Annotated in this window: 16 protein-coding genes and 1 tRNA gene; 10 read left to right on the top strand and 7 right to left on the bottom strand. The window is 62.3% G+C overall.

Going from position 1 to position 20676, the window contains the following annotated elements; all coding sequences use genetic code 11:
• Positions 1–142 precede the first annotated feature (142 nt).
• Positions 143–3628, bottom strand: coding sequence for an NACHT domain-containing protein (locus O3139_RS10575; RefSeq protein ID WP_269514043.1), 3486 nt, complete (start codon positions 3626–3628; stop codon positions 143–145).
• Between the two features lie 162 nt (positions 3629–3790).
• On the opposite strand from O3139_RS10575, the gene O3139_RS10570 reads away from it, so the two are divergent.
• Positions 3791–4390, top strand: coding sequence for a hypothetical protein (locus tag O3139_RS10570; RefSeq protein WP_269514042.1), 600 nt, complete (start codon positions 3791–3793; stop codon positions 4388–4390).
• A 974-nt stretch (positions 4391–5364) separates the two neighbouring features.
• Here O3139_RS10570 and O3139_RS10565 read toward each other — a convergent pair.
• Positions 5365–8013, bottom strand: a complete 2649-nt coding sequence (locus tag O3139_RS10565; RefSeq protein ID WP_269514041.1) for an AAA family ATPase — start codon at positions 8011–8013, stop codon at positions 5365–5367.
• A 421-nt stretch (positions 8014–8434) separates the two neighbouring features.
• Here O3139_RS10565 and O3139_RS10560 point away from each other — a divergent pair, with 421 nt between their 5' ends.
• From O3139_RS10560 to O3139_RS10545, 4 genes are all read left to right on the top strand, one after another.
• The gene (locus O3139_RS10560; RefSeq protein ID WP_269514040.1) at positions 8435–9334 is read left to right on the top strand and encodes a vWA domain-containing protein; all 900 of its coding nucleotides are present in this window, start codon (positions 8435–8437) and stop codon (positions 9332–9334) included.
• A 1-nt stretch (position 9335) separates the two neighbouring features.
• The gene (locus O3139_RS10555; RefSeq protein WP_269514039.1) at positions 9336–10058 is read left to right on the top strand and encodes a hypothetical protein; all 723 of its coding nucleotides are present in this window, start codon (positions 9336–9338) and stop codon (positions 10056–10058) included.
• Positions 10059–10152: 94 nt separating this feature from the next.
• On the top strand, positions 10153–11688 hold the full coding sequence (locus O3139_RS10550) for a hypothetical protein (protein ID WP_269514038.1): 1536 nt from the start codon (positions 10153–10155) through the stop codon (positions 11686–11688).
• Positions 11689–11775: 87 nt separating this feature from the next.
• Positions 11776–12591, top strand: a complete 816-nt coding sequence (locus O3139_RS10545) for a thermonuclease family protein (RefSeq protein ID WP_269514037.1) — start codon at positions 11776–11778, stop codon at positions 12589–12591.
• A 39-nt stretch (positions 12592–12630) separates the two neighbouring features.
• On the opposite strand, the gene O3139_RS10540 is transcribed toward O3139_RS10545, so the two are convergent.
• Complete coding sequence (locus tag O3139_RS10540) at positions 12631–13575, bottom strand: hypothetical protein (RefSeq protein WP_269514036.1); 945 nt, start codon at positions 13573–13575, stop codon at positions 12631–12633.
• Positions 13576–13652: 77 nt separating this feature from the next.
• On the opposite strand from O3139_RS10540, the gene O3139_RS10535 reads away from it, so the two are divergent.
• Entirely contained in the window at positions 13653–13871 is a 219-nt protein-coding gene (locus O3139_RS10535; protein WP_269514035.1) for a helix-turn-helix domain-containing protein, read from the top strand.
• Here O3139_RS10535 and O3139_RS10530 read toward each other — a convergent pair.
• The 3 genes from O3139_RS10530 to O3139_RS10520 are packed head-to-tail and all read right to left on the bottom strand — an operon-like array spanning position 13868 to position 17204.
• Positions 13868–15382, bottom strand: a complete 1515-nt coding sequence (locus O3139_RS10530) for a hypothetical protein (RefSeq protein WP_269514034.1) — start codon at positions 15380–15382, stop codon at positions 13868–13870. The two genes, O3139_RS10535 and O3139_RS10530, sit on opposite strands and share 4 nt — an antisense overlap.
• Positions 15379–15840: a DUF5681 domain-containing protein gene (locus tag O3139_RS10525; RefSeq protein WP_269514033.1), complete on the bottom strand. Its 462-nt coding sequence runs from the start codon at positions 15838–15840 to the stop codon at positions 15379–15381. The genes O3139_RS10530 and O3139_RS10525 overlap by 4 nt, the downstream gene beginning before the upstream one ends.
• A gap of 2 nt (positions 15841–15842) precedes the next feature.
• A complete protein-coding gene (locus tag O3139_RS10520) occupies positions 15843–17204 on the bottom strand; it encodes a site-specific DNA-methyltransferase (protein WP_269514032.1) in 1362 nt (453 codons plus the stop codon).
• 273 nt (positions 17205–17477) lie between these two features.
• Here O3139_RS10520 and O3139_RS10515 point away from each other — a divergent pair, with 273 nt between their 5' ends.
• From O3139_RS10515 to O3139_RS10500, 4 genes are all read left to right on the top strand, one after another.
• Positions 17478–17669, top strand: coding sequence for a hypothetical protein (locus tag O3139_RS10515; protein WP_269514031.1), 192 nt, complete (start codon positions 17478–17480; stop codon positions 17667–17669).
• Between the two features lie 122 nt (positions 17670–17791).
• Positions 17792–18049, top strand: a complete 258-nt coding sequence (locus O3139_RS10510) for a DUF3489 domain-containing protein (RefSeq protein ID WP_269514030.1) — start codon at positions 17792–17794, stop codon at positions 18047–18049.
• Positions 18049–18474 carry a DUF2924 domain-containing protein gene (locus O3139_RS10505; protein WP_269514029.1) on the top strand — a complete coding sequence of 142 codons (426 nt, stop codon included), beginning with the start codon at positions 18049–18051 and terminating at the stop codon, positions 18472–18474. Before O3139_RS10510 ends, O3139_RS10505 begins: the two co-directional genes overlap by 1 nt.
• Complete coding sequence (locus O3139_RS10500) at positions 18474–20114, top strand: recombinase family protein (RefSeq protein ID WP_269514028.1); 1641 nt, start codon at positions 18474–18476, stop codon at positions 20112–20114. The genes O3139_RS10505 and O3139_RS10500 overlap by 1 nt, the downstream gene beginning before the upstream one ends.
• A gap of 406 nt (positions 20115–20520) precedes the next feature.
• Here the strand turns inward: O3139_RS10500 and O3139_RS10495 are convergent.
• Positions 20521–20610, bottom strand: a tRNA-Ser gene (locus O3139_RS10495).
• Between the last annotated feature and the right edge of the window lie 66 nt (positions 20611–20676).

Below are 20676 nucleotides of genomic sequence, written 5' to 3'. Positions count from 1 at the left end.
ATTCGGAGAGTGTACGTGTAGGTTGCGTAACTAGCCGAACCTTTCGTGTTCCTCGACCGTCATGCATCGACTTCCTCGCCTGAGACTATCGGCCGCTGCGAACAGGAAAGCTTAGACGAAACGCGATGCGACCAAGCTTCCGTCAGGTCATGTCCTCAGGCATGATGACGACGCCGAGGCGGGCAGCGACCACTTCGATTTCCTCGCGCAGGGTCGATCGGCCCCTTCTAGTTGTACGATGCAGGGCGAGCAGAAGGTCCAGAGCCTCCTGGCTGGCATGGGCACCGATGGCGGCCACCCCGGCGTAGATCAGGTTCGGCCGCTTCGCTCGGACGAAGGCTTCCGCCAGGGACAGCGGGATCGCCACCCTGTGGCGTCGCAGTTCATCCATTCCGCCTCGAAGGTGGTGGCCGCCCTTATCTTCGTCCCACTCGGTGCCATCTGGCTCGGTTGCGGACAGCACGATCGCCTCGATATCTGAAATCAGGTCGGGCCGGATACCGATCATCGCGTCGCACAGCCGAAGACGCTCCACGGTCGACAATCCCACGGTCGCGATCCAGGCGTCGAACGCGGGCCTCCAGGTGTCCCAGGCCGGGTGCCGGGGCGCGTCGTCCATGGCGTAGTGGTTCCACCCGTCCATCGTCAGCCTTTTGGTCATGCCGAAAAGTGCGGCTCCGGCGAGCCCGACCGCGGCAGATGGCGGATCGCAGCGGGCGCGCACCTTCGCTAGGGCCACCTTGCCGAGTTGGCGGTCAGGCACGCTGTTGAGGCTCGCGAGGACGGCTTGAACGACGTCGAGCGGCGCGTGCTCGATCCGCTCGACCAGCGCCTCGAGCGCCGTGCGGTCGCCGGCCCGGAGCTGATAGACTCGAAGGATATCCTGATGTCGTTGATCGAGACCGGCGTGCTGCAGGACGAGGCCCGCGATCCTTCCCCGTTCCTGCTGATCCCGCACCAGTGTGGACAGGTGTTCGACCAGGTATGTCTGCGCCTCAGGGGGAGCTTCGGTGCCGGTGAGGATGTCGCCGAGCATGGCGCCGATGTCGGTCGCGCGGGCCAGCAGGGTCATGGCGGCCGACTGCTCCTTCCATTCATCGCTGGCCAGGGCGTTGATCGCGACGGAGATCGCCGCCGCGTCGAGCGCCTCCGGAAGCACGGCGCGCACCGCCAAGCGGACGTATTCCGGCATGGTCGGATCGAGCGCGAGTTCCACCAGCTCCGCCGGAGGATCCGCCAAGGGCTCGAGCGCGTCGAGAAAATCCGTCAGGCCTTCAAACTCTTCGGCGGTGGTGCCTTGCCGCCGCGCTCGCTGGGCGACCCTCAAGGCCACTTCGCGGCCGACCACTCTCAGGGAAGGCTCCAGGCCGCGCAGCCCCATGAAGGTCTCCAGTCCGCTGTCGAGCAGCTCGTCGACGACCTCCAGGGTGAGCGCCGGGTCCGCCTGCGCCGAGATGATCTCGACCCCTCCGCAGCCTAGAAGCCAGCGGGTGCCAAGCCGATTGCGGACTTCAGGATGAAGGGGGCGGGAGTAGGCGTCGACCAGAAGTCGTCCGACCCGCTCGCGAATGCGGTGGTCTGCGTGCCGCCACAGGTCTGCGAGGCGAACACCGATTGCATCCCGCAATGCTGGATCGACTTCAGCTCCGTTTGCAACGCAACGCCCAAGCAGCCGCAGGCCTGTGGAAAAGGCGTCGTCCGGGCGGGCGAGCATGGCCCGGATCTGCGGCGACGGGTCCGGCAGCAGCTCGAGAGCAAACTGGATGACCTGGGCCCAAGGCCTTTTCACTACATCGTCGATGCGGCCCGCCACCTCGTCTGGTCGCTCGTCGACGATGTGAACGGCGGCGAGATACTCCTGCACGATCGGATAAGGAAACTGCAAGCGTCGATCCAGCCCGCGTCGTAGCACGCCGCACGCCAGCAACTGGGTTAGCACCGCATCGGGAGGGGCCGCGGTCGCCGCTCCGATGGCCCGGGCGGCCTGACGATCCGACAGGCCGATCTCCTCGCGCTGCAGGCTGTCGAAGGCGATGAATTCCGACACCCGACGCAACTCTGCGTCAGAGAGCTCGGGAAGGGGGCGCCCTTTGGCGCTCTGGGCCTTGAACAGGTTCGCCAGGTAGCTCTCGATCAGATCGGACCGTCTGGCCGGCCGGGCGCTCTGCGGCGTCCAGGAGGCCAGCATGATCGACAGGAACAGCGGGATCCGGGCGAGCCGCGCCACCTCGGGATAGGCCGCCAGACCGTTTGTGAAGGCCCACGGGTCGAGTTCCGGAGACCAGGTCTTGTAGATTTCGACGAGCTTGGAGATTTCCGGATTGTCGAAAGGCTCCAGCTCGACAATCTGGCCCTCCAGCGGCCCGTTAAGTGCAGCCGGGTCTCGAACCGTCAGGAGCCAGGGGGTCTGTGGAAACCGTCCGCTGAACTGCTGGATGCGACGGATGATCATGGCTCGACTGGCGGTCGGGACTTCGTCCAGTCCGTCAAACAGCACGCAGACCAGGCCACGGTCGGCGAGACGAAGCCAATCAACGCGGACGGAGTAGTCCCGGTTTACCTGGCTATCGAGGAACTCGACGACCGAGAGGTCCATTTCGGCGAAGGTGCCGAGGGAGACCTGAACGGGCGTGATCGGGGTGGCCAGCATCCGGGCGCTAAGGGCCGAGACGATAGTCGATTTGCCGAACCCTGGACCTGCCACGAGGACGCAGTGCTGCAGAGCCTCGCCAGGGAAGGCCGAGAGATCCACGCCGCCTTCGGAACGCTGGGCGTCCCAGCGCGGCGTTTCGTCGTCGAAGTCCGTCTGCGGCGAGGCGACCTGCAGACGCGCGCGCGGCCAGACGACCACCTTGTCCACCGGCGCACTGACCCCTCGTCCGGGAATCTCAATGCGCTGCGATCGCCCCAGAGCTTCACGATAGGCTCCCAGCCCCCAATCCTTCGGCTCGAACAAGTCCGCACCGAAGTCGTCCGCCAGCTGCCGTCGCAGGGATAGCGCTCGAAACATCCCCCGCCGACGCGCTTCGCCGCCTACAAGGTCGCGCAGCTGCGATTGCAGCGTGTTAGGCAGCGGCGCTGCGGTTCCCAAATCAAGGCGGTGGAAATCCGTTCCCAGATCGTCGAGCGTCGAGACCCGGATCTCGATCAGACGGAAGAGGTCCAGGGCGTTGGCTCCGGCGGGAAGCGCATCGCGGACGGCCGCCAGGGTTGTCCCGACACCGATCCCGCAGCGGGCGTCCCATTCCGCCTCTGTGGTCGCCGTGGCCCTTTCGGACATGGCCTGAAGAGCCTCTCCCAGCTTTCCGCGACGTCCGAGCGCGAGCACCAGCCGGTCATCGGATCGGAACCCGGGGTCAGACGCCTGTTTCGCGAAATCCGTCCATAGACTCGTCCAGGCGTCGCCTGAGGCTCTGAGGTTCGATTTCGCCTGGATGAACTCGCGGTGTCGATCGGCGTAAGTCACCACGATGTCGTCGACATGCTCGAGAGCCTCGACGCGTACCTCGATCACGCTCTCGCGCGGCGACGCCCTGTGAAGATTCAGCAGGTCGGCCAGATGACTGGCCGCGACCGTGTTCTGGTAGAAGACGCCATCCTGATTGCTCGGGCCCGCCGCTTCCGTCACCTTCTTTCCTCTCCTGCGGTTCCGTCGAGAGGACTCCTAACAGGATTCCACCGGAGCGCCTCCTGGAGCACAGCCGCTCGGTGCGCGCGCTAAGCGCTTTCTCCTCCATACTAGAGCAGGACCGAGTAATCTGACATCAGGAGGGTATCCATGGATTCGCAGATGCCCGATCTGATCTTCGCCTGCGAAGGCAGCCCTTACAGCGCGGCGATTTCCGCCGAGTTCCGCGACACGGTCGCCGCCGACGGTCTGTCTCTCGGGATGGAAACAACGCCGACGACCCGCGCCATGGCCGGCGTCGAATGGCTGATGCCGACCGCGATCATGCTGTATGTGGCCAAATCCTATTTCGACGGGTTCCTCGGCGAAGCCGGCAAGGACCACTACGCCGCACTGAAGTCGGGCGTGAAACGTGTCGCCGCTCGTGTCGGTCAGGTTGCTGTCTCCAGGATCGGATCGCCCGGGAAGGTCGTAGCTACCCCCCAGCGCTACAGTCCGGTCTTTTCGATCTGGTTTCAGCGCGACGACCAGACGCGGTTCAAATTCCTGGTCCCGGTCGGCTTGTCGGAGGACGAGACCGAGGCAGCGTTCGAGCGGTTCTTCGCCTTCCTGGACGGATGGTCAGCGGGGCGCATCGCGAAGGCGGACCGAGCGCCGTTCGAGGCGGCAAGCGCCGTCGGACGTACGGTCCTGCTGGCCTACGACCGCAGCACCGGACGCATCGAGGTCATCGATCCGCTTCCCCGCGGTTCGGGTCAATGAGCTCCGTGGGAACGACGGGCGTCCGGCCCTCGACGACTGGAAACTCACGGCATGATCGCAGGTCTCATCGGCGTCTTTGACCCGATCGATCGGTCGGCGGTGTTGCCGCATGAACCGGGTCGCGGGTCGGCAAACTTTTCGAAGGGGGCCCAGAGCTTGGCGAGCCACTACTACATCGGGAGACCGCTTCGATCTACGACGCCTCGGAGGCTGAGTGGGCAAGTTGGCACGGGCCTTTCTTGAGACACTGGCGGGGCTGGACGAACTCTGACTAACCACGGTGGCGATCCAAGAGGGTGTGATGGCCGAGCAGATAAATTTCTGGAGCCGCGCTCGGGCGCATGTGAGCAGCGCCGAGACCCTGCTTGGCCAGACTGGCGAAATGTCGGCGCGCTACGCCTGCCTTGAGCTCCGTCTGGCGTTGGAGGCTGTGGCCTATGAGTGGTTGCAGATGTACCTCGCGGAGATGCGCCATTTGGCCATGGCCAAGTGGCAGGTCGGTCCGGTTATGCGCGAGCTAATCACGGCCGATCCGTGGGCCGATCGGAGCCGGGTGGTGTCGTTTCAGCGAAGCGGCGATGGAGAGGGGGCGAAGACCTGTTCGCCCCGCAGCAGGTGGTCTGGGATTGTCCCGGGTGTGGGGTCAAGCAGGGGCTCGCAACGCATCTTGTCGACGAAGGAGTCAAAGCGACGTGCGGGGGCGGCGTCATGGTAGCGATTGCACTTTATTACAGGGTCGAGCGGCTCGACGAGGCCGCTGAAGATGAGGACCCTACCGGGTAGCGGGCGGAAGATTTCTTGGGACCGAAGCCTCCTGTTCGGGCCCGGCCTCGCGATGGGCCAGGGCGTTCAGGAAGTGAAACCGTAGAGGCCGTTCAAATAGCGCGCACCCCTTGTTGGATCACCGAGTTCGGCACTTGAGGCGTCAGGTCTCGAAGTCGAGACGTTTGAGCACCTCGAGAAACGCGAGGCCCTTACTTTGTCGGCTTCATCATTGGCCGCCGACCCTCAGACGCCTTGTTCTCGGCGGCGATGGTCGCCACGAGTTGCTCTAGTTCGCTGAGATGTGCCGCCACGGCCACTGGGTCTGGGGTCTTCACCGTCGCAGCAGCGGGGTTGTCGTGGCTGTAGGTATTCGCAGTGGTCATCCCTCCGTGGAAGGCATTGGCGGTGGCGTCCGACAGATGCACATACCTTAGCTTGAGCGTCTCGACACGATCTGCTCCTCGGGAGACTACGCCTGCGAAGATGCACTCCTCGACCATCCGTTCGTAGGTATCTCGCATCCGACCGTAGAGGTTCTTCGCGCGATATTCGTAGTCGGTAGGGCTGGAGCTGTGGATTGCTGCGATATCGGTCGCCTCCTTCTTAAGGATGTTTAGGCGCTTGGCGACAGGGAGGCCTGGCCAGTTTATCCCGTGGGGATCGACCTTTCCCGCCGCTGCCTTGTCGGCAAATAGCGCGACCGAGTGGATAGGTTCTCCGGCGGCATGGCTGGCCGCTGCAAGGTCATTGAAGAAAACCAGGTCGTGGGTAAAAACGACTACTTGCCTCAGCTTACTTTCCTGAATCAGCCGATCAGCGACAGCCCGGCAACGCTCTCGGTCGAGGGATGAAACGGGGTCATCCACGACTATCGGCCCAGCCCCTTCCGTCATCACGACCTCGGTGAGAAACGCTGAGAGCGCCAATGCTCGTTGCTCTCCCTCGCTGAGGAAATCCGAGGCGGCCTTCGTGATGGTGGTCCCAGACTTGGTGCCAAACGTCGCTTTGGTTTTGCCGCTCTCCCGTTGCAGCCCGACGTTCAGCCCGTCGATTTCAAGGATGCCTCGCTCGGCGTTGAACTGATCCACCACCTTTTTCGTAAGGTGTGTATCGACGAATTTGTTAGCTTGTTCAGTGATCGCCTTCGTTTGGACGTCCGCGAGGGCAGCATCGATCCAGTGGCGCTGGAGCAGAAGGTCCCGCCGGGACTTCAGCTGGCTTACGTTGGCGGCAAGGTGCTTGGTGTCTTGCAGCTCCCTTTGCTCTGCTACTAGCAGCGAACGCGCCTCTGCGTCTTCGGTCGCAGCCAGAGCTTCTGCGGCCTTCCTCCAAGTTTCGGAGGCGGCGGCAAGCTCAATTGAGGGGCAATCTAGGTCCGGCCCCGTGGGGGTGTCGGCGTCAACTTGAATGATGGCCTTGGCCGCCGCGAGGCGCTCAATCGCCCACGTACGAAACGGCGACAATCGTTTGGCTATCGCTTCGCTACGGGCGGCGATCTGATCGAGACGAGCCTTCCAATCATCGGCCTCAAATCCGTCAAGTGAAGGCAGCTCTGCCAGTGCAGCCTCTAAGCCGAGCTTGCCCGCATTCGCCTTGCTGTTCAGCTCGCCCTCCACAAAGAGCCGAAAGCGTTCAAGCCGTTGGGCAGCATCTTCGCTCAAGGACTGCTGGCACAGGACGCACGAGGCGGGCTCAGTTTCCACCTTGAGGACGGGGAAGGGTAGGTCGGGATAAGCTTGGGTAACGGAATAGTTTCGGGCCGCCTCCCAGAGCAGTCGCCACTCGCTGTCGCCCACTCCATCAAGGGGCTCCCCAGCGAACAGCGCCTTTGCGTCCAGGCTCGCAGCTTTCCGCGCCGCATCGTAGTCTTTCCGCACCTTGGCTAGCTCCTTGAGCCGAGAGTTTCCCAAGCCAGCGCTGACCGTCCCGCAGTGTTCGGCCAGCGTGGCGGTCCACCCCGCCAGCCCAAACAGGTCGGTACTGCTGGTAGCCGCCGATCCTAGCAGTTCGTTCAGCTCGTCAAGACGCGCTTGTTCCTTGGACCCGAATAAAGTCACTGCGGTGATCTTGTCGTCTGCCGTTCCTCCGCTGAGGTTGGCGTAGAACTTTTGGGCTGCGGATGGACGCTCCTCCGGGAAGTTCACCACCGCGAGCCCAAGCGCTACGTCCACTTGCGCCCCCTCAGCGTCCAGGATCTCGCGGAACTCTAGGCAGACCTCATTGAGTTTATGCAACAGGTCCAACCCGAATGGCAGGAAGCGGATTTGATGACCCTGGTCGACGTAGAGGGCCGCTGCCGCACTGTCGAACACCGCGACCTGCAGCAACTCATTGGGTTTGGGCTGAGCCGGACCCCACGGCACAAACGTATCACCAGCCCCAGAGTCGACGATGATTTCGGCCGACTGAGGGCCGGTGGCGGCCCCATAGACATTGTCCAACACCTTTAGTTTGGCGGGATTATCGAGTCGCGTCCGGCACGCCGACCGGAGCACTCTAGCGTACCCGCTCTTTCCGCTGCCGTTACGACCGTAGATGACGGTTAGGCCGGAGGGCGAAAAGGTGATGCTTGCTCCGTCAACGAGGCGGTTAACCCCCTTCACTCCCTGAATGCCCTTTAGAGCGACGGGCGGACCCTTCGCTGCCCCAGTGAAATCGTTCACGGCCAGGGGGATTGGGGCAGGAGGGGCAGGGGTAAGTTTAAAACCGGCCTTGGATTTGAGCAGAAGCAGCAGATCGGCTTTGTCCGCCACCGTCAATGTGCCGCCTACAGCGAAACGTCTGAGCGCATCTTGCTGCCATCCGGATCGCTTCTGCGACCAAGCGACAATCTCTTCAATAGGCTGAGGTTCGGGCATCGGTTCTCTCCTACCCGCTAACCTTAACGGCAAGGTTGGCTGGAGTCTCAATGAAACCCTAGGTAGGCGCGCGCTTGCCGGCGGTGCAGAAGTTGTGAATTCTGAGCCGAGTCTGGTTGGGCTTCAGGCCAAGCTCAATGTTCAGGCATGAATGTTCTGAGCAAACTACGCCGGCCGGTTAGCCCTTGATCTCGGCGCACTTGGTAGCGGACGTCGCTGGAGCCCGGAACGAGTCAAAAATGGTCACCGCCGCGTGTCAACTCCCGACAATGCCGCGCTCCGTGCAGATCAGCAAAAATCCATCGAAGGGCAGGGTGGACTTTCGGGCTTCCGCAAGTTTGTCCTGTCTGGCGACACCATCACGCGCCTTACGATTTGCGTGGTTGCGCCACTCTGACATGCACGTTTCAATGGTTAGGCTTTGAAAGATCCGGTGCTCGTGCGCCGATCTATCGCGCTGCCTAACTTGGCGCAGACTTTGGGGGCCATTTTGACGTACTCAGCCGAGATCAGTCGGGACCACCCGACCTGTATTCTTTTCGTTGTCGACCAGTCTGGATCTATGGCGGACGCGATGGCCACGGGAAAATCCAAGGCGGACTTCGTAGCCGATGTGATGAACAAGACGATCTACACCCTTGTTACGAACTGCACGAAATCTGACGGCGTCAGGAATTACTTCGACGTGGGGATAGTGACCTACGGAGGCGGCGGCACCCGGGCTGGCCTGGCCGGTGGCAAGGCAATCAGTTCGATCGTCGATCTGGCGAACAACCCAACCCGGGTCGAAGACCGGACTCGCCACGAGGACGATGGAGCAGGGGGCGTTTTCGAGCGCCGCGTAAAGTTTCCGGTATGGTTCGATCCGACCGCGTCCGGTGGCACCCCAATGTGCGCAGGCCTGACCACGGCAGCTGAGGCTATAGGCGATTGGTGCGACGCTCACCCTCATTCCTATCCACCCACAATCATCCATGTAACCGACGGCGAATCTACCGACGGTGATCCGTCGAATATCGGAGATGTCCTGCACCAGCTTTCGACGGGCGACGGTGAGTGCTTGTTGTTCAACATCCACGTGTCCGGAGACAATTCCGAGCCGACCACGTTTCCGAGCTCAGAAGCTAGCTTGCCCAACGCGTACGCGCGTACGCTTTACCGCATGTCGAGCCCGATGCCCGATCACATCCGACGTCTTGCCGGACAGAAGGGCTACGCTGTCGGTGACGGCGCGCGTGGCTTCATGTTCAACGCAGATCCGCGGCACATCGCGGACTTCTTCGATATCGGGACCAGGCCAAGGCTGACGGCTGACCGGTGAGATGATCTCGTTCGTGCGCGCGTTCACAGTGGCTAAGCGAGACGACGCGGCTAATGAGGACCGTTATGCAAGATCGCTCGACGGGCGGGCGTGCGCGATCAGTGATGGTGCAAGCGTTTCGTTTGACTCAGGGCCGTGGGCTGAATTGCTGGCGCAAGGTTTTGTGAACGGGGCGTCGTTTACCGCCGCCTGGATCAAGAGCGCGGCAATCACTTATAAAGCCGCGTATAATCGGGATGCGCTGGACTGGATGCAGCAGGGTGCGCTCGACCGGGGAAGCTTCGCGTCGCTTCTCGGAGTTCGACCGGCTCAGGTTCCAGGCTCGATAGAGGTTGTCGTGGTCGGCGACTCCGTACTCGCCATCATTGATGCCGGCGAGCTCCAGCACACAATGCCGTACAGTCGTCCTGAGCAGTTTGACGCGAGCCCCCAACTCATCAGCACCTCCGCTGCCGAGAACGAACCGATATTTCGAGAGGTCGAGAAAATCCAAACTCAAGTCATCGACCTGACTCCGTATAGCTCCCCGTGCCTGCTCTTGGTGACCGACGCACTTGGCCATTGGCTGGTGAGCTATCCAAATCGCGCTCATGAGCTGACGACGAAGCTGTCAGACCAAGAATTCGAAGAGTTCGTGGTTTCTGAGCGCCAAGCCGGTCGCCTCCGTCGCGACGACACCACTTTGCTCATCATGGACTGCGATGTCTCTCCCATCAGTCACTGAGTACCACGATGCCGTTCAAGCACCGGATCGCGCGTTCAGCGACCGTGAGCTTGCGACAGGAGTCCTGAAAACTAACGCGCTCGGACTCCCGGCTATGGCCGGCGGGGGGCTTGCGGTGACTTATCAAGTCACGACGGGTTCACGCCGCTACGCAGTGAGGTGCTTTCATAGAGAGGCTCCTGGCATTGGCGATCGATATGCCGCGATCTCATCGGCCCTGAAAAATCTCTCGGCCGATTACTTTGTAAAGTTTGACTACCAGCCAACTGGAATCATGGTGCGCGGTGTCCGCTTTCCCATCGTCAAGATGGACTGGGTGGACGGCGACACGCTCGATCTCTACTTGGCAGCCAACGCACGAAGCGCTCCGCGAGTTGTGGCGCTACGAGAGCGCTTCTCACGCCTCGAAGCCGAGTTGAGGCGTCGGGGTATTGCTCACGGCGACCTGCAGAATCTCAACGTGATTGTGCAGAACGATGAGCTCCGGCTCATCGATTATGACGGTATGTACGTGCCAGGAATGACGCCAGGGCAAGGCTCCGAGGTGGGCCACAAAGCGTTCCAGCATCCAAAGCGGTCGACTAGTGATTTTGGTCCAGAGATGGATCGGTTCTCATTCATCGTCGTGGATCTCAGCCTGGACGCTGTCAGTCGGAAGCCGGACCTCCAGCAGCGCTACAACAATGGCGGCGAGAGCATCATCTTTCGCGCCAACGACTACGCAGATCCGCAAGGCTCACCGGTCTTTGCGGAGCTGAGGGCAATCCCGGAATTAAAAGCCGCAGCAGATCGTCTCGCGGCAATCTGCTCGGCTCCGGTGTCTCAAACCCCGACCCTCGCCGACTTTCTCGCCGGCCAAAACATTCCCGCGGCCCCTCCGATCCAGTTGGCACGTCGGGCCGCGCAAGCTGCCATCGGCTATATTGGCCCCTACCCCGTTCTTCAGGGGGGCGACTATGCAGCGGTCGAAGGCGCCGTAGGGGAGCGTGTTGAGATCGTCGGACAGATCACCTCGGTCAAGGAAGGTGTCGGGCGCCGCGGACGAGGGCGCGGACTTCCATACGTCTTCATCAACTTCGGCAAGTGGAATGAGCAGAGCGTCAAGGTCACGCTTTGGTCGGAAGGTCTGGGTCAGCAGAGCACACGACCTGGTGAAGCGTGGGTAGGGCGCTGGATTAGCGTGACCGGCCTCGTCGAGCCGCCATATCAAGGGAGTTTCCGTGGCCGGTCGTATGTGAGCGTTGGGATCACCGTCACATCCGACGGTCAGATCGTCCAGCTTACCGCTACCGAGGCGAAGTTCCGACTTGGGGCGGTCGGCGCGAGGGCTGGGACCACCAGGGCCATCTCGTCCAACAAAGACCTGATTGGCCAGCTGAATGGCACGGCTAAGCAATCTGCTCGAACGGGGTTGGGCGGGCGAGCAAGCGCCGCAACGACGGCTCGACCCGCTACCTCTAATCAGCAGCTCCTTGCGACGCTAAAGGGGCCGACTAGCTCCGGGGCGAGACCGCCCGTCGTGACTAGGCCGGCTATACCGCCCACGAAATCGAGCTCGGACCACGGTTGGATCTGGCCGGTGATCGCCTTCGGTGTGATCATCTTCCTTATTAGCAAATGTGTTGGATAGTCTCCGGTACGCGAGTGGGCCCCGCGCACAGTTGAGCTTTTTGCCAGCCGATCTTTCGCGAGGACACGCCCGCTAATGAGCGTCTCAGTGCAGATCACGACAAATCCACTGAGACCGGTTGCACGCGTCGCGCTCGCGACGTTCATGATGCTCACGTGTGTGGTGCTCGCCAGTTGCGAACGTGCAGCGTCAGTGATCGACCAGGTTGGGCTCGGCGCGCGACCAACGCAGGCCGTCTCATTCGAGGCGCGCGTCGTTGGGATCACCGATGGTGACACGCTCACCGTGGTCGACGCACAGAACCAGCAGCACACCATCAGACTGGCTGAGATCGACGCACCTGAGCGTCGGCAGCCCTGGGGAGATCGGTCGCGGCAGACGCTGTCGACGCTCGCGTTCGGCAAGACGATCTCGGTGCGGCAGACTGATAACGATCGCTACGGCCGCGTCGTCGCGCGCCTGTTTGTCGACGGTTCAGACATCAACCGCACCATGGTCGAACAGGGGGCGTCTTGGGCTTACCGGCGCTATCTGACCGACCGGACTCTGATCGCCGCCGAGACGCGCGCACGCGCGCAGCGCGTCGGTCTGTGGTCGCTGAGCGATGCAGAAACTGTGGCACCTTGGGAATGGCGACAAGGGGTGAGGGAAGGCAGCGGGCTGGCACCAGAGACCGCTGCAGCATCGACTGGCATGCGGTCGCTGCTAGCGTCGCGGTCGGGCAGTGGAGCCTCGAAATCCCTCACCAGCGGGACGTTCAGCTGCTCGGGTAAGCAATACTGCCGTCAGATGAATTCGTGCGCAGAGGCTAACTTCTACCTGACGCAGTGCGGGGTGGCGTCACTCGACGGCAACAGCGACGGTGAACCGTGCGAGATGCTTTGCGGTACGGCGTCTCGATAATGCGGCGGGAGTTGTGTTTGGTGCATTTCGGAATTGCAATTAGCGTCCCGCCATCGGTCTGACGAGCATCGTCGCCTCCTCGTCAGGTCCCGGCGCGCTCGCCGACATGAACTCGTTCCCCACCCACACGCCAACCTCTTCATCTGCTGGCACTTCGAGGTCGAAGTATTGATACTCGCCCGTATCGAAGGTCGCGTACTCGATGCGCTTGAATCGTAGCCGCCTGGCCTCATCCTCGATCTCGCGATGCATCTCGCCGATGTTGCGGTTGGCCGCGAACACAAGGCCGGTCAGGCGCAGAGTGGAGTTACGCTCGCCTCTGGCCTGAACCTTTATGTCGTTCTGCCATATCTTGCCATATGCCTGCTTGGCGTAGCCCAGCCGGTAGCGGGGAAACTCCCGGCGCTGATATGTCGCCGCCCGCGTCATCAAGCTTCTAAGTTCAGGGACCTCTTGGCTGGCGCGTTGAGCTCGCAATCCTTCGAATGCCAGCGTGCCCCAATCTTCGGCTTGCGTAAGTTCATTTCGGAGGGTGGGGGTTTCGTAATCGTCACGATGTCCCTCCTTCGTGTTCAGATCGTCCCGGATGAGAATGTCGATCCAATCACGGGCAATGGATACGCGCCCCGAGAGCGTGTCGGCTGGTGTTTTCACGGCAGCTTGCCTCGAGGCGGGGCTTGGAGATGACGCTGGCGCCGTTGCGACCTCCGAGGGGGGCGATACCGCGATGGCGACGACGGCGATCCCAATCGCGGTGATTGGCACGGCCCAGCCTGGCATTCGCAATCCAGGGAGCGAGAGAAGCATCTTCTGAACAGTAGGCGCAACGAGGATCGCGGCGGTCAGGAAGCCGGCTGCCAAGACGATATTGTGCTGAGAGCCGGCCTGGATCGCCCAAAGGATAAACACGCCGGTCAGGATCCACCAAATGACACTCACCCAGCCCCGCTTCCTGGGGACAGGCTTATCGTATTGTTCGGTCATCGCGTTTCTCTCCACGGCACGGACCGACATTACTCATAGTCTATTCACAGTCCAGTCGCGTCGGTGCGCTTGGCGGCATGGCTTTGCGGATCATCGTGGGCGCGAACATACGGAAGGCTCGCGAGGCGCGGGGTCTGCCGCAGGACGAGCTCGCCCACATGGCCCAGGTTCACACGACCTATCTGTCCGGCGTCGAGAACGGCCATCGCAACATCACGATGAATGTGCTCGAGCGGATTGCCGCTGCGCTGCAGATCAGCGCGGCGGAACTGGTCACCCCGCCAAATGGGCCTTAGTAGGCCGTGATCTGAAGCACGCCGCCGTTGCGGCGGGGTCGTAGTCTCTGCAGCGCCTGGCTGGTGCTATCGACCTGGTCGTCCTCCCCGGTGCGACCGTTGAACCTCAGCAACTCCCGCATATAGGCCGCCAGCCAGTGTGCGTTCGTCGGGAACTTGACCCGGCCGTCCTCCATCTGTGGCGTGCAGGCTATCAGCCGCTCCAGCTTTCCGAGCGTGTTGGTTTGGCGGCGGAACTGGACCTCGGGCAGCCGCCAGTGGTCGCCTCGGCCCGTGCGCGCGACCAATCCCTCCCCGCGATCAAGGGTCCGACGATGGGCACGGTCGCCGGACTGCGTCCGGACTCGCTCAAGCAAGGATTGATAGAAGCCCAGACCAATACCATTGGTCTCGATTACGACCTCGTCTGTCGACCACCGCCGAGCCAGGTCCAGGGCAACGGGGATCAACTCAGGCAAAGTGCGCCTGTCGCGCCACACATCAACCAAGTGAGCGACCCCACCCCGTCGTACCCAAGTCGTACAGACTGAGTAATCGGCCGTCATATCGTCGGATATAGCGGGGTCCCACGACTGAAGGACATAGTCGGTGGGCCTAGGTTCGATCACGCCGTCGTAGCGATGGATCCAGCCGATCTGTACCACGCCGCCGGACATGTCCTGGGGAGCCTGGAGATATTGGGCGTTGAACGAAAGAGTGCCCATGCCGCGCCGGATCTCGTCAAGCACGTCGCGGCCCTCACGCGCGGGCTGGAGGTATTCGCCTGCCCGAAAGAGGTGCGTGCGGGACGGTCCCAGCTGATAAGTGGTGTCCACGCCCGCTATGGCTGGCAGTTCGACCACTTCCCAATCACCCGTTGCGATTAGCTTGGAGGCGATGTCGTCGGGGTGCAGACGCTGCATGATCAGAACGAGGGAGCCTGTCGCCTTGTCGTCGAGCCGGGTGATGGCTGTTTCCGTGAGCCAGCGGTATGGGCGTTCGCGAAGGTCGTCGGAGTATATCTCCTCCGGCTTGTGAAGGTCGTCCAAGATCCAGATGTCGGCTCCTCGGCCAATGGCCGGTCCGCCGATCGAGGTCGCATATCGGCTGCCCCTCTGGCGGGTTGTGAGCTCGACATCCCGATCCCGGTCGATCTGAACACCCGGGAATACGTCGCAATAAAGCGAGCTGCGCATGACAGCGGCGCTGTCGCCGGCGAGCTTCTTTGCCAAATCCAGGCTATGGGACGCGCAAAGTATGCGGCGCGCCGGATTGCGACCGAGCACCCATGCGGGGAACGCCACGGACGCCATGTGGGACTTCAGACTGCGCGGAGGGGCCAGGATGAGCAGGCGGCGGCATTCCCCGCGCTCCACGCGCTCCAGGTGGTAGGCCAGCACCTGTTGATGCCAGTTCGGTACGAACCGTGCAAAGCCGATCGGGTCAGTAACCTCCAGGCTGGCTTCCGCGAACGCGCAGAGATCATCGCTCAAGTGAGCCCTGTAGTGGCCGAGCGGGTCCAAGACGGTCATGACGGGCACCCCATCTCTGCTGCCAGGTCCAACCGCATCCGCTCGCGGGCGCGTTCGAGGATGCCCCGGCTTCGATCGCCCAGTTCTCGAGCCTCGGCTCTTGCTTCTCGGTTTTCAGCGTACTTGATCTGCGCTTCGATGACGGCCTCCATTGAACGGAAGTCGCCGGCGAGCGCCTTCTGCATTTGCTTCATAAGGACGGCTTTCAGAGCCGTGATGGTCTGCTTTTTGCCCCCGACGGCCGTGGTGATCTTCATGTCGAGGACCTCGCGGTACAGGGTCTCGATGTTGCGGCTGCCCTTAGGGCGGCCCTTGGCATTGCCGGACTGGCCAGTCTTGAATCGACTGGCGATCGGCGGGGAGCGATAGCCCACAGCCTCTTTGGCCGCTGGCGTGTCCGCCTGTTCCTCGTTTTCTGGAGCGCGTACGCGGACTCGAATGCGGGGGGCGGCGTTCATTGCTACGCCCCCAACTCAGCGGCACGGTCCTCAAAGCGCTGCCTAGTGTCGCGGTGAACAAACTTCACGCCCGTCGCCTTCTGGATGCGCCGGATGGCAACGTCCACATACAGTGGGTCGATTTCAATACCGGCACCTCGGCGACCGGTTCGATGGGCCGCCAGGAGCGTGGTGCCTGATCCAAGGAAGACGTCGAGGACGAGATCATTGAGGTTGGAGGCGTCCTTGATGATGTCCTTGATCAATTCAACGGGTTTGACCGTGGGATGCGCTTCCAAATCCGCGTCGCGACCTCTCCTGAAGGTATTCGCGCCCTGATGGGTCCACACATTGCTGCGGTTGCGACCAAACCTCCCCAACTGGACGTTGTTGATGTGAGGGGTGTCACCCTTTTTGAAGATTGGGCAGAGCTCATGGGCGCTTCGATAAAGCCCGCCCATGCCGCCCGTCGTTTTGCGCCAGACACCCAAGTTCACGAATGTGCCAAACACCGTGCGTCCGACATCGATGACGTGACTTACATTTCGCCAGTCCATGAATCCGTAGTGGAGAGAGCCGTCCCGGCTGAACTCCGAACAGAGCGTCATCTGATCCGAGAGGAACTGCCGAAATTCCTCATCGGTCATCTCACCCGAGGCTTCGTGAAATTCCCTGCGCGGGGCCTTGCCCCCGCCCCCCGCAAACTTCGTAATCGAACAATTGTAGGGGGCGTCCGTCACGACGAGGTCAGCCAAACGTCCTTGAAGAAGGTTGTTATAGGTCGCGGCAGAGCGGCTGTTGCCGCAGATGATGCTCAACCTGTCGTCGGAACTTTCCCAGACGTCCCCAATTTGGGAGACAGCAATGGCTTGGGCCAGAATGGCATTGTCATCAGCGTCATTTTCCGCCTGATCTTCGTCCCCCGCCAAAAGGAGTTCGATTTCTGGCATTTCGAAGCCCGTGAGCTCGGTGTCGAAGTTGATTTCAAAGCTGGTGAGAAACTCGAATTCCGCCTTGACCGCCTTTCGGTTCCAGTCCGACATCTTGGCAAGTTTATTTTCAGCGATTGCGAAAGCGCGCACCTCTTCATCGGTCAGATGCGCGACGCTGATCGTCGGAATTTCGGTCAAGCCTAGGCTCTTGGCCGCGGTAACGCGCGCGTGGCCACAGACCAGAACACCGTTTCGATCGAGGATGACCGGCACGGGAAACCCGAAACGATCGATGGTTTTGACCAAAGCCCTCAGTTGACGCTGAGAGTGGTTCTGGAGGCGACGATCTCCCAATACGATGTCATTGGGACTGCGATAGACGATAGTGTGTCGTTGCATCGCGGACGGTGATGAGGGCGTACGGACTCGTACGCGGGGTGCAGCAACGGGCATGATGCCTCCTGTTCGGCCGAAGCCGATTTTTTTGAAACAGAGTGGATCGCCTCGCGTCGCTCTGGTCGGACTGGGACCGAGCTTTGCGTCGGCTGCAGTTCGCAGCGGCGACACACGGATCACAGCATGCCGGCGAGGCTGGCGCAAGGTCGCCCTAAGGAAGAAAAGTTATAAAGATCAGATAGTAGTATCCAGATGTTTCGTCAGAATCCGGCTTTTTGGGCTGTGTTTTAATGACTTGAGTTCTTTAGCGAACGAAGCATGAGTGTCGGCATGACGACGCCGCCCGACCTCCAACGCGAGCCATTTCGAACTCTATACGTCGTGATGACAGAGGTTCTGGAGAAGGCGGTTGCGGCGCAAGAGCGGGGCGAAGTAACGGCGGCGGGTGCGCTGGCTGAGGACGCTTCGGTCCTCGGCCGCGCGATCGGAATCTTCGCAAATCGTACTTCGTCGCAATCCTGATCCAACGCGTCCCGACCGCTGGACTTCACCCGCCGACGAAGCATTGGTGTCCACGTCGCCCGGTCCCAGCCGGGCTTGCCTCGGTAGGGCGCGATGGTCGCGCTCGGAACCGAGGAACGACAATGACCAAGACAGCGAAGACTCTGAAGCCCGCGCCAAAGGCGCGCGCCGCCACCAAGATCGAGACCCTGATCGCGGCGCTTCAGAAACCCGACGGCGCCGATATGGCCGCCATGATCGCAGCCACAGGCTGGCAGGCCCACTCGATCCGAGGCGCCATCGCCGGCGCGGTGCGCAAGCGCGGCCACGACGTCGGCAGCGCGAAGGTGGGCGAAACCCGCGTCTGGCGCATCACGGTGCCCGCCGAGGCGGCCGGCTGATGGATGACCTTCGTCAGACCCTCGCCTGCCTGAACGACATGGGCATCGACGATCTTCGCGGCGTGTGGCGGGAGCGGATCGGAGAGCCGCCCCCGGTCCGCTCGACCGAGGTCCTGCGCCGCTCGCTCGCCGAGGCCCTGCAGATGGCGGCGAGCGGGGCGAACGCAAAGCTCGATCCGCGCCTAGCCCGGGCCTCTGCCCAGCACAGGGCGGGGCGCAAGACCCGGATCAAGGGCGCGACCTTCCGGACCGGCTCCACACTAGTGCGGGACTGGAAGGGCACGCGGCACGAGGTGCAGGTCACGGCGGAGGGCTACATGTGGAACGGCCAGAGGTATGACAGCCTGTCGAAGGTCGCCCGGTTGATCACCGGCGTGCGCTGGAACGGTCCACGCTTCTTCGGCCTGCGAGAAGGAGCCGCTTGATGAAGCCCGTCGGCCGCCCGATCCGCTGCGCCATCTATACTAGGAAGAGCTCCGAGGAGGGCCTGGACCAGGACTACAACTCGCTCCACGCCCAGCGCGACGCTTGCGCCGCCTACGTGATGTCTCAAGCCGGGGAGGGGTGGACGCTCCTTCCCGACGTCTACGACGATGGCGGCTTCAGCGGCGGCAACATGGACCGGCCAGGCCTCAAGCGACTGATGGCCGATGTCCAGGCCGGCAGGATCGACGTGGTCGTCGTCTACAAGGTCGACCGCCTGACCCGCGCCCTGACAGACTTCTCCAGGATCGTCGACGTCCTGGACAAGGCGGGGTCAAGCTTCGTCAGCGTGACCCAGGCCTTTAACACTACCACCTCCATGGGCCGGCTGACGCTCAACGTCCTCCTCTCCTTCGCCCAGTTCGAGCGCGAGGTGACCGGCGAGCGTATCCGCGACAAGATCGCTGCGTCTAAGAAGCTCGGGATGTGGATGGGGGGAGGCCTGCCCCTAGGGTACGACGCGGCGGGACGGACGCTCACCATCAACGAGGAGGAGGCCAAGACGGTGCGCTGGGTGTTCGAGCGCTACCTTGAGCTCGGCTCGACCCACAAGGTGGTCGATGAACTAGCAAAGGCCGGCGTGGTGACCAAGCGGACCACCAGTAAGGCCGGGGTAGTCCGGGGTGGGATTCCGATCCAGCGGGGCCCTCTGTTCCACATGCTCAAGAACCGCACCTATGTCGGGGAGATCCCCCACAAGGACACAAGCTACCCCGGACAGCACCCGGCGATTATCGACCGCGAGCTGTTCGACGCGGTCCAGGCGCTGCTCTCGGAGAACGATCGTAAGGTGAGAAAACCTGGCGAAGCGCGCAAGGCGCACAAGGGCGCGCCGCTGATGGGCCTGATCCACGACTCGGCCGGCAATCGGATGTCGCCGACGACCGCACGGCAGAAGAACAAGCCGGCCTACAGGTACTACGCGTCGACCGCTGTCCAGCTCGGCGAGCCCGAGAAGGCTGGGGCAGTCCCGCGCGTCTCGGCACCCCTGGTCGAGGACCTGATCGTCGATCGGTTGCGAGAGCTCAAGATTCCTGCGGCCAGCGGGCCGGCCCCGGACTGGGATGGGGTTCGTGACCTGCTTCATCGGATCGAGGTCGTCGCCGACGGCCTAATCATCGAGCTCGACGAACCGGCGCTAGAGCGCGCGACGCGAGACATGCCGACCTCCGGTCGCCTCGCCCTGGATCGCCTTGAGCGACGCGGCGACCGTCCCGTGCTCCTCATCAAGGCGCGGATGGTTCTCAGGGGCGGGTCCAGGATCGCGATTGGACCCGATGGCCAGCCGGCCGTGAAACGCACGATGATCGACCCGGCCCTAAGCTCGGCCCTGATCCGGGCCGAGTCGTGGAAGCGACGCATCCTCGGCGGCGAGGTCGAGAGCCTGACGGTGATCGCCAAGGCCGAGGGCGTCACCCCCGAATACGCTCGCCGCATGATCCGGCCGGCCTACCTGGCACCCGATCTGAAGGCGTCGATCCTCGACGGACGCCAGCCAACTGGCCTGACGCTAGAGGCGATCACCAAGACCGAGATGCCCCTAGACTGGAACGACCAGCGCCGGCTTTACGCCGCCGCCTGATCGGCCCTTCCCGCCAAAAGCCTCGCCGGCCTGCATCGACGTGTTCGTTCCCTGATAGGGAAGTTGGAATTCCCTGTTCCGGCGTCGCGATTTCCCTGTTCTTGCCAGCCCTTTTTGACGTTTGCTCGCCAGCTAATGCAGTGGTGGCGGTCATTCTACGGTTGATGCGACCTTCGGAAGCCAAGGGACAACGGGCGGAATTCCCTGTAAAGTCGCTGTAAATCCAAACGCCGCGCAAAAGGACCCGGCTCCGGGAGAACGGAGACGAGGGGTGAAATTCGCTATTCTTGGGGCTCTGGAAACCGGATCGGAGACGGAATTGCCGTCTCCGTGGGATCCGGATGTCGCCGAAACGTCGGGAGAACTTCCCAGATCAGGGAAAACCGTTATATTTCAAGGGAATGAGTGGCGGAGAGGGTGGGATTCGAACCCACGGTACCCTTCCAGGCACGCCGCATTTCGAGTGCGGTACATTCGACCACTCTGCCACCTCTCCGCGGGGCCGTAGGAACGCTCGGTCGAAAGCGAGCGGCTTCTCTAATGGGGCGGGGGCTGCACCGCA

Source organism: Brevundimonas subvibrioides (assembly GCF_027271155.1).
GTDB classification, from domain to species: Bacteria; Pseudomonadota; Alphaproteobacteria; order Caulobacterales; family Caulobacteraceae; genus Brevundimonas; species Brevundimonas subvibrioides_D.
Note: the sequence above shows the minus strand (reverse complement) of the source record. Positions and strands in the feature narration are given on the sequence as shown.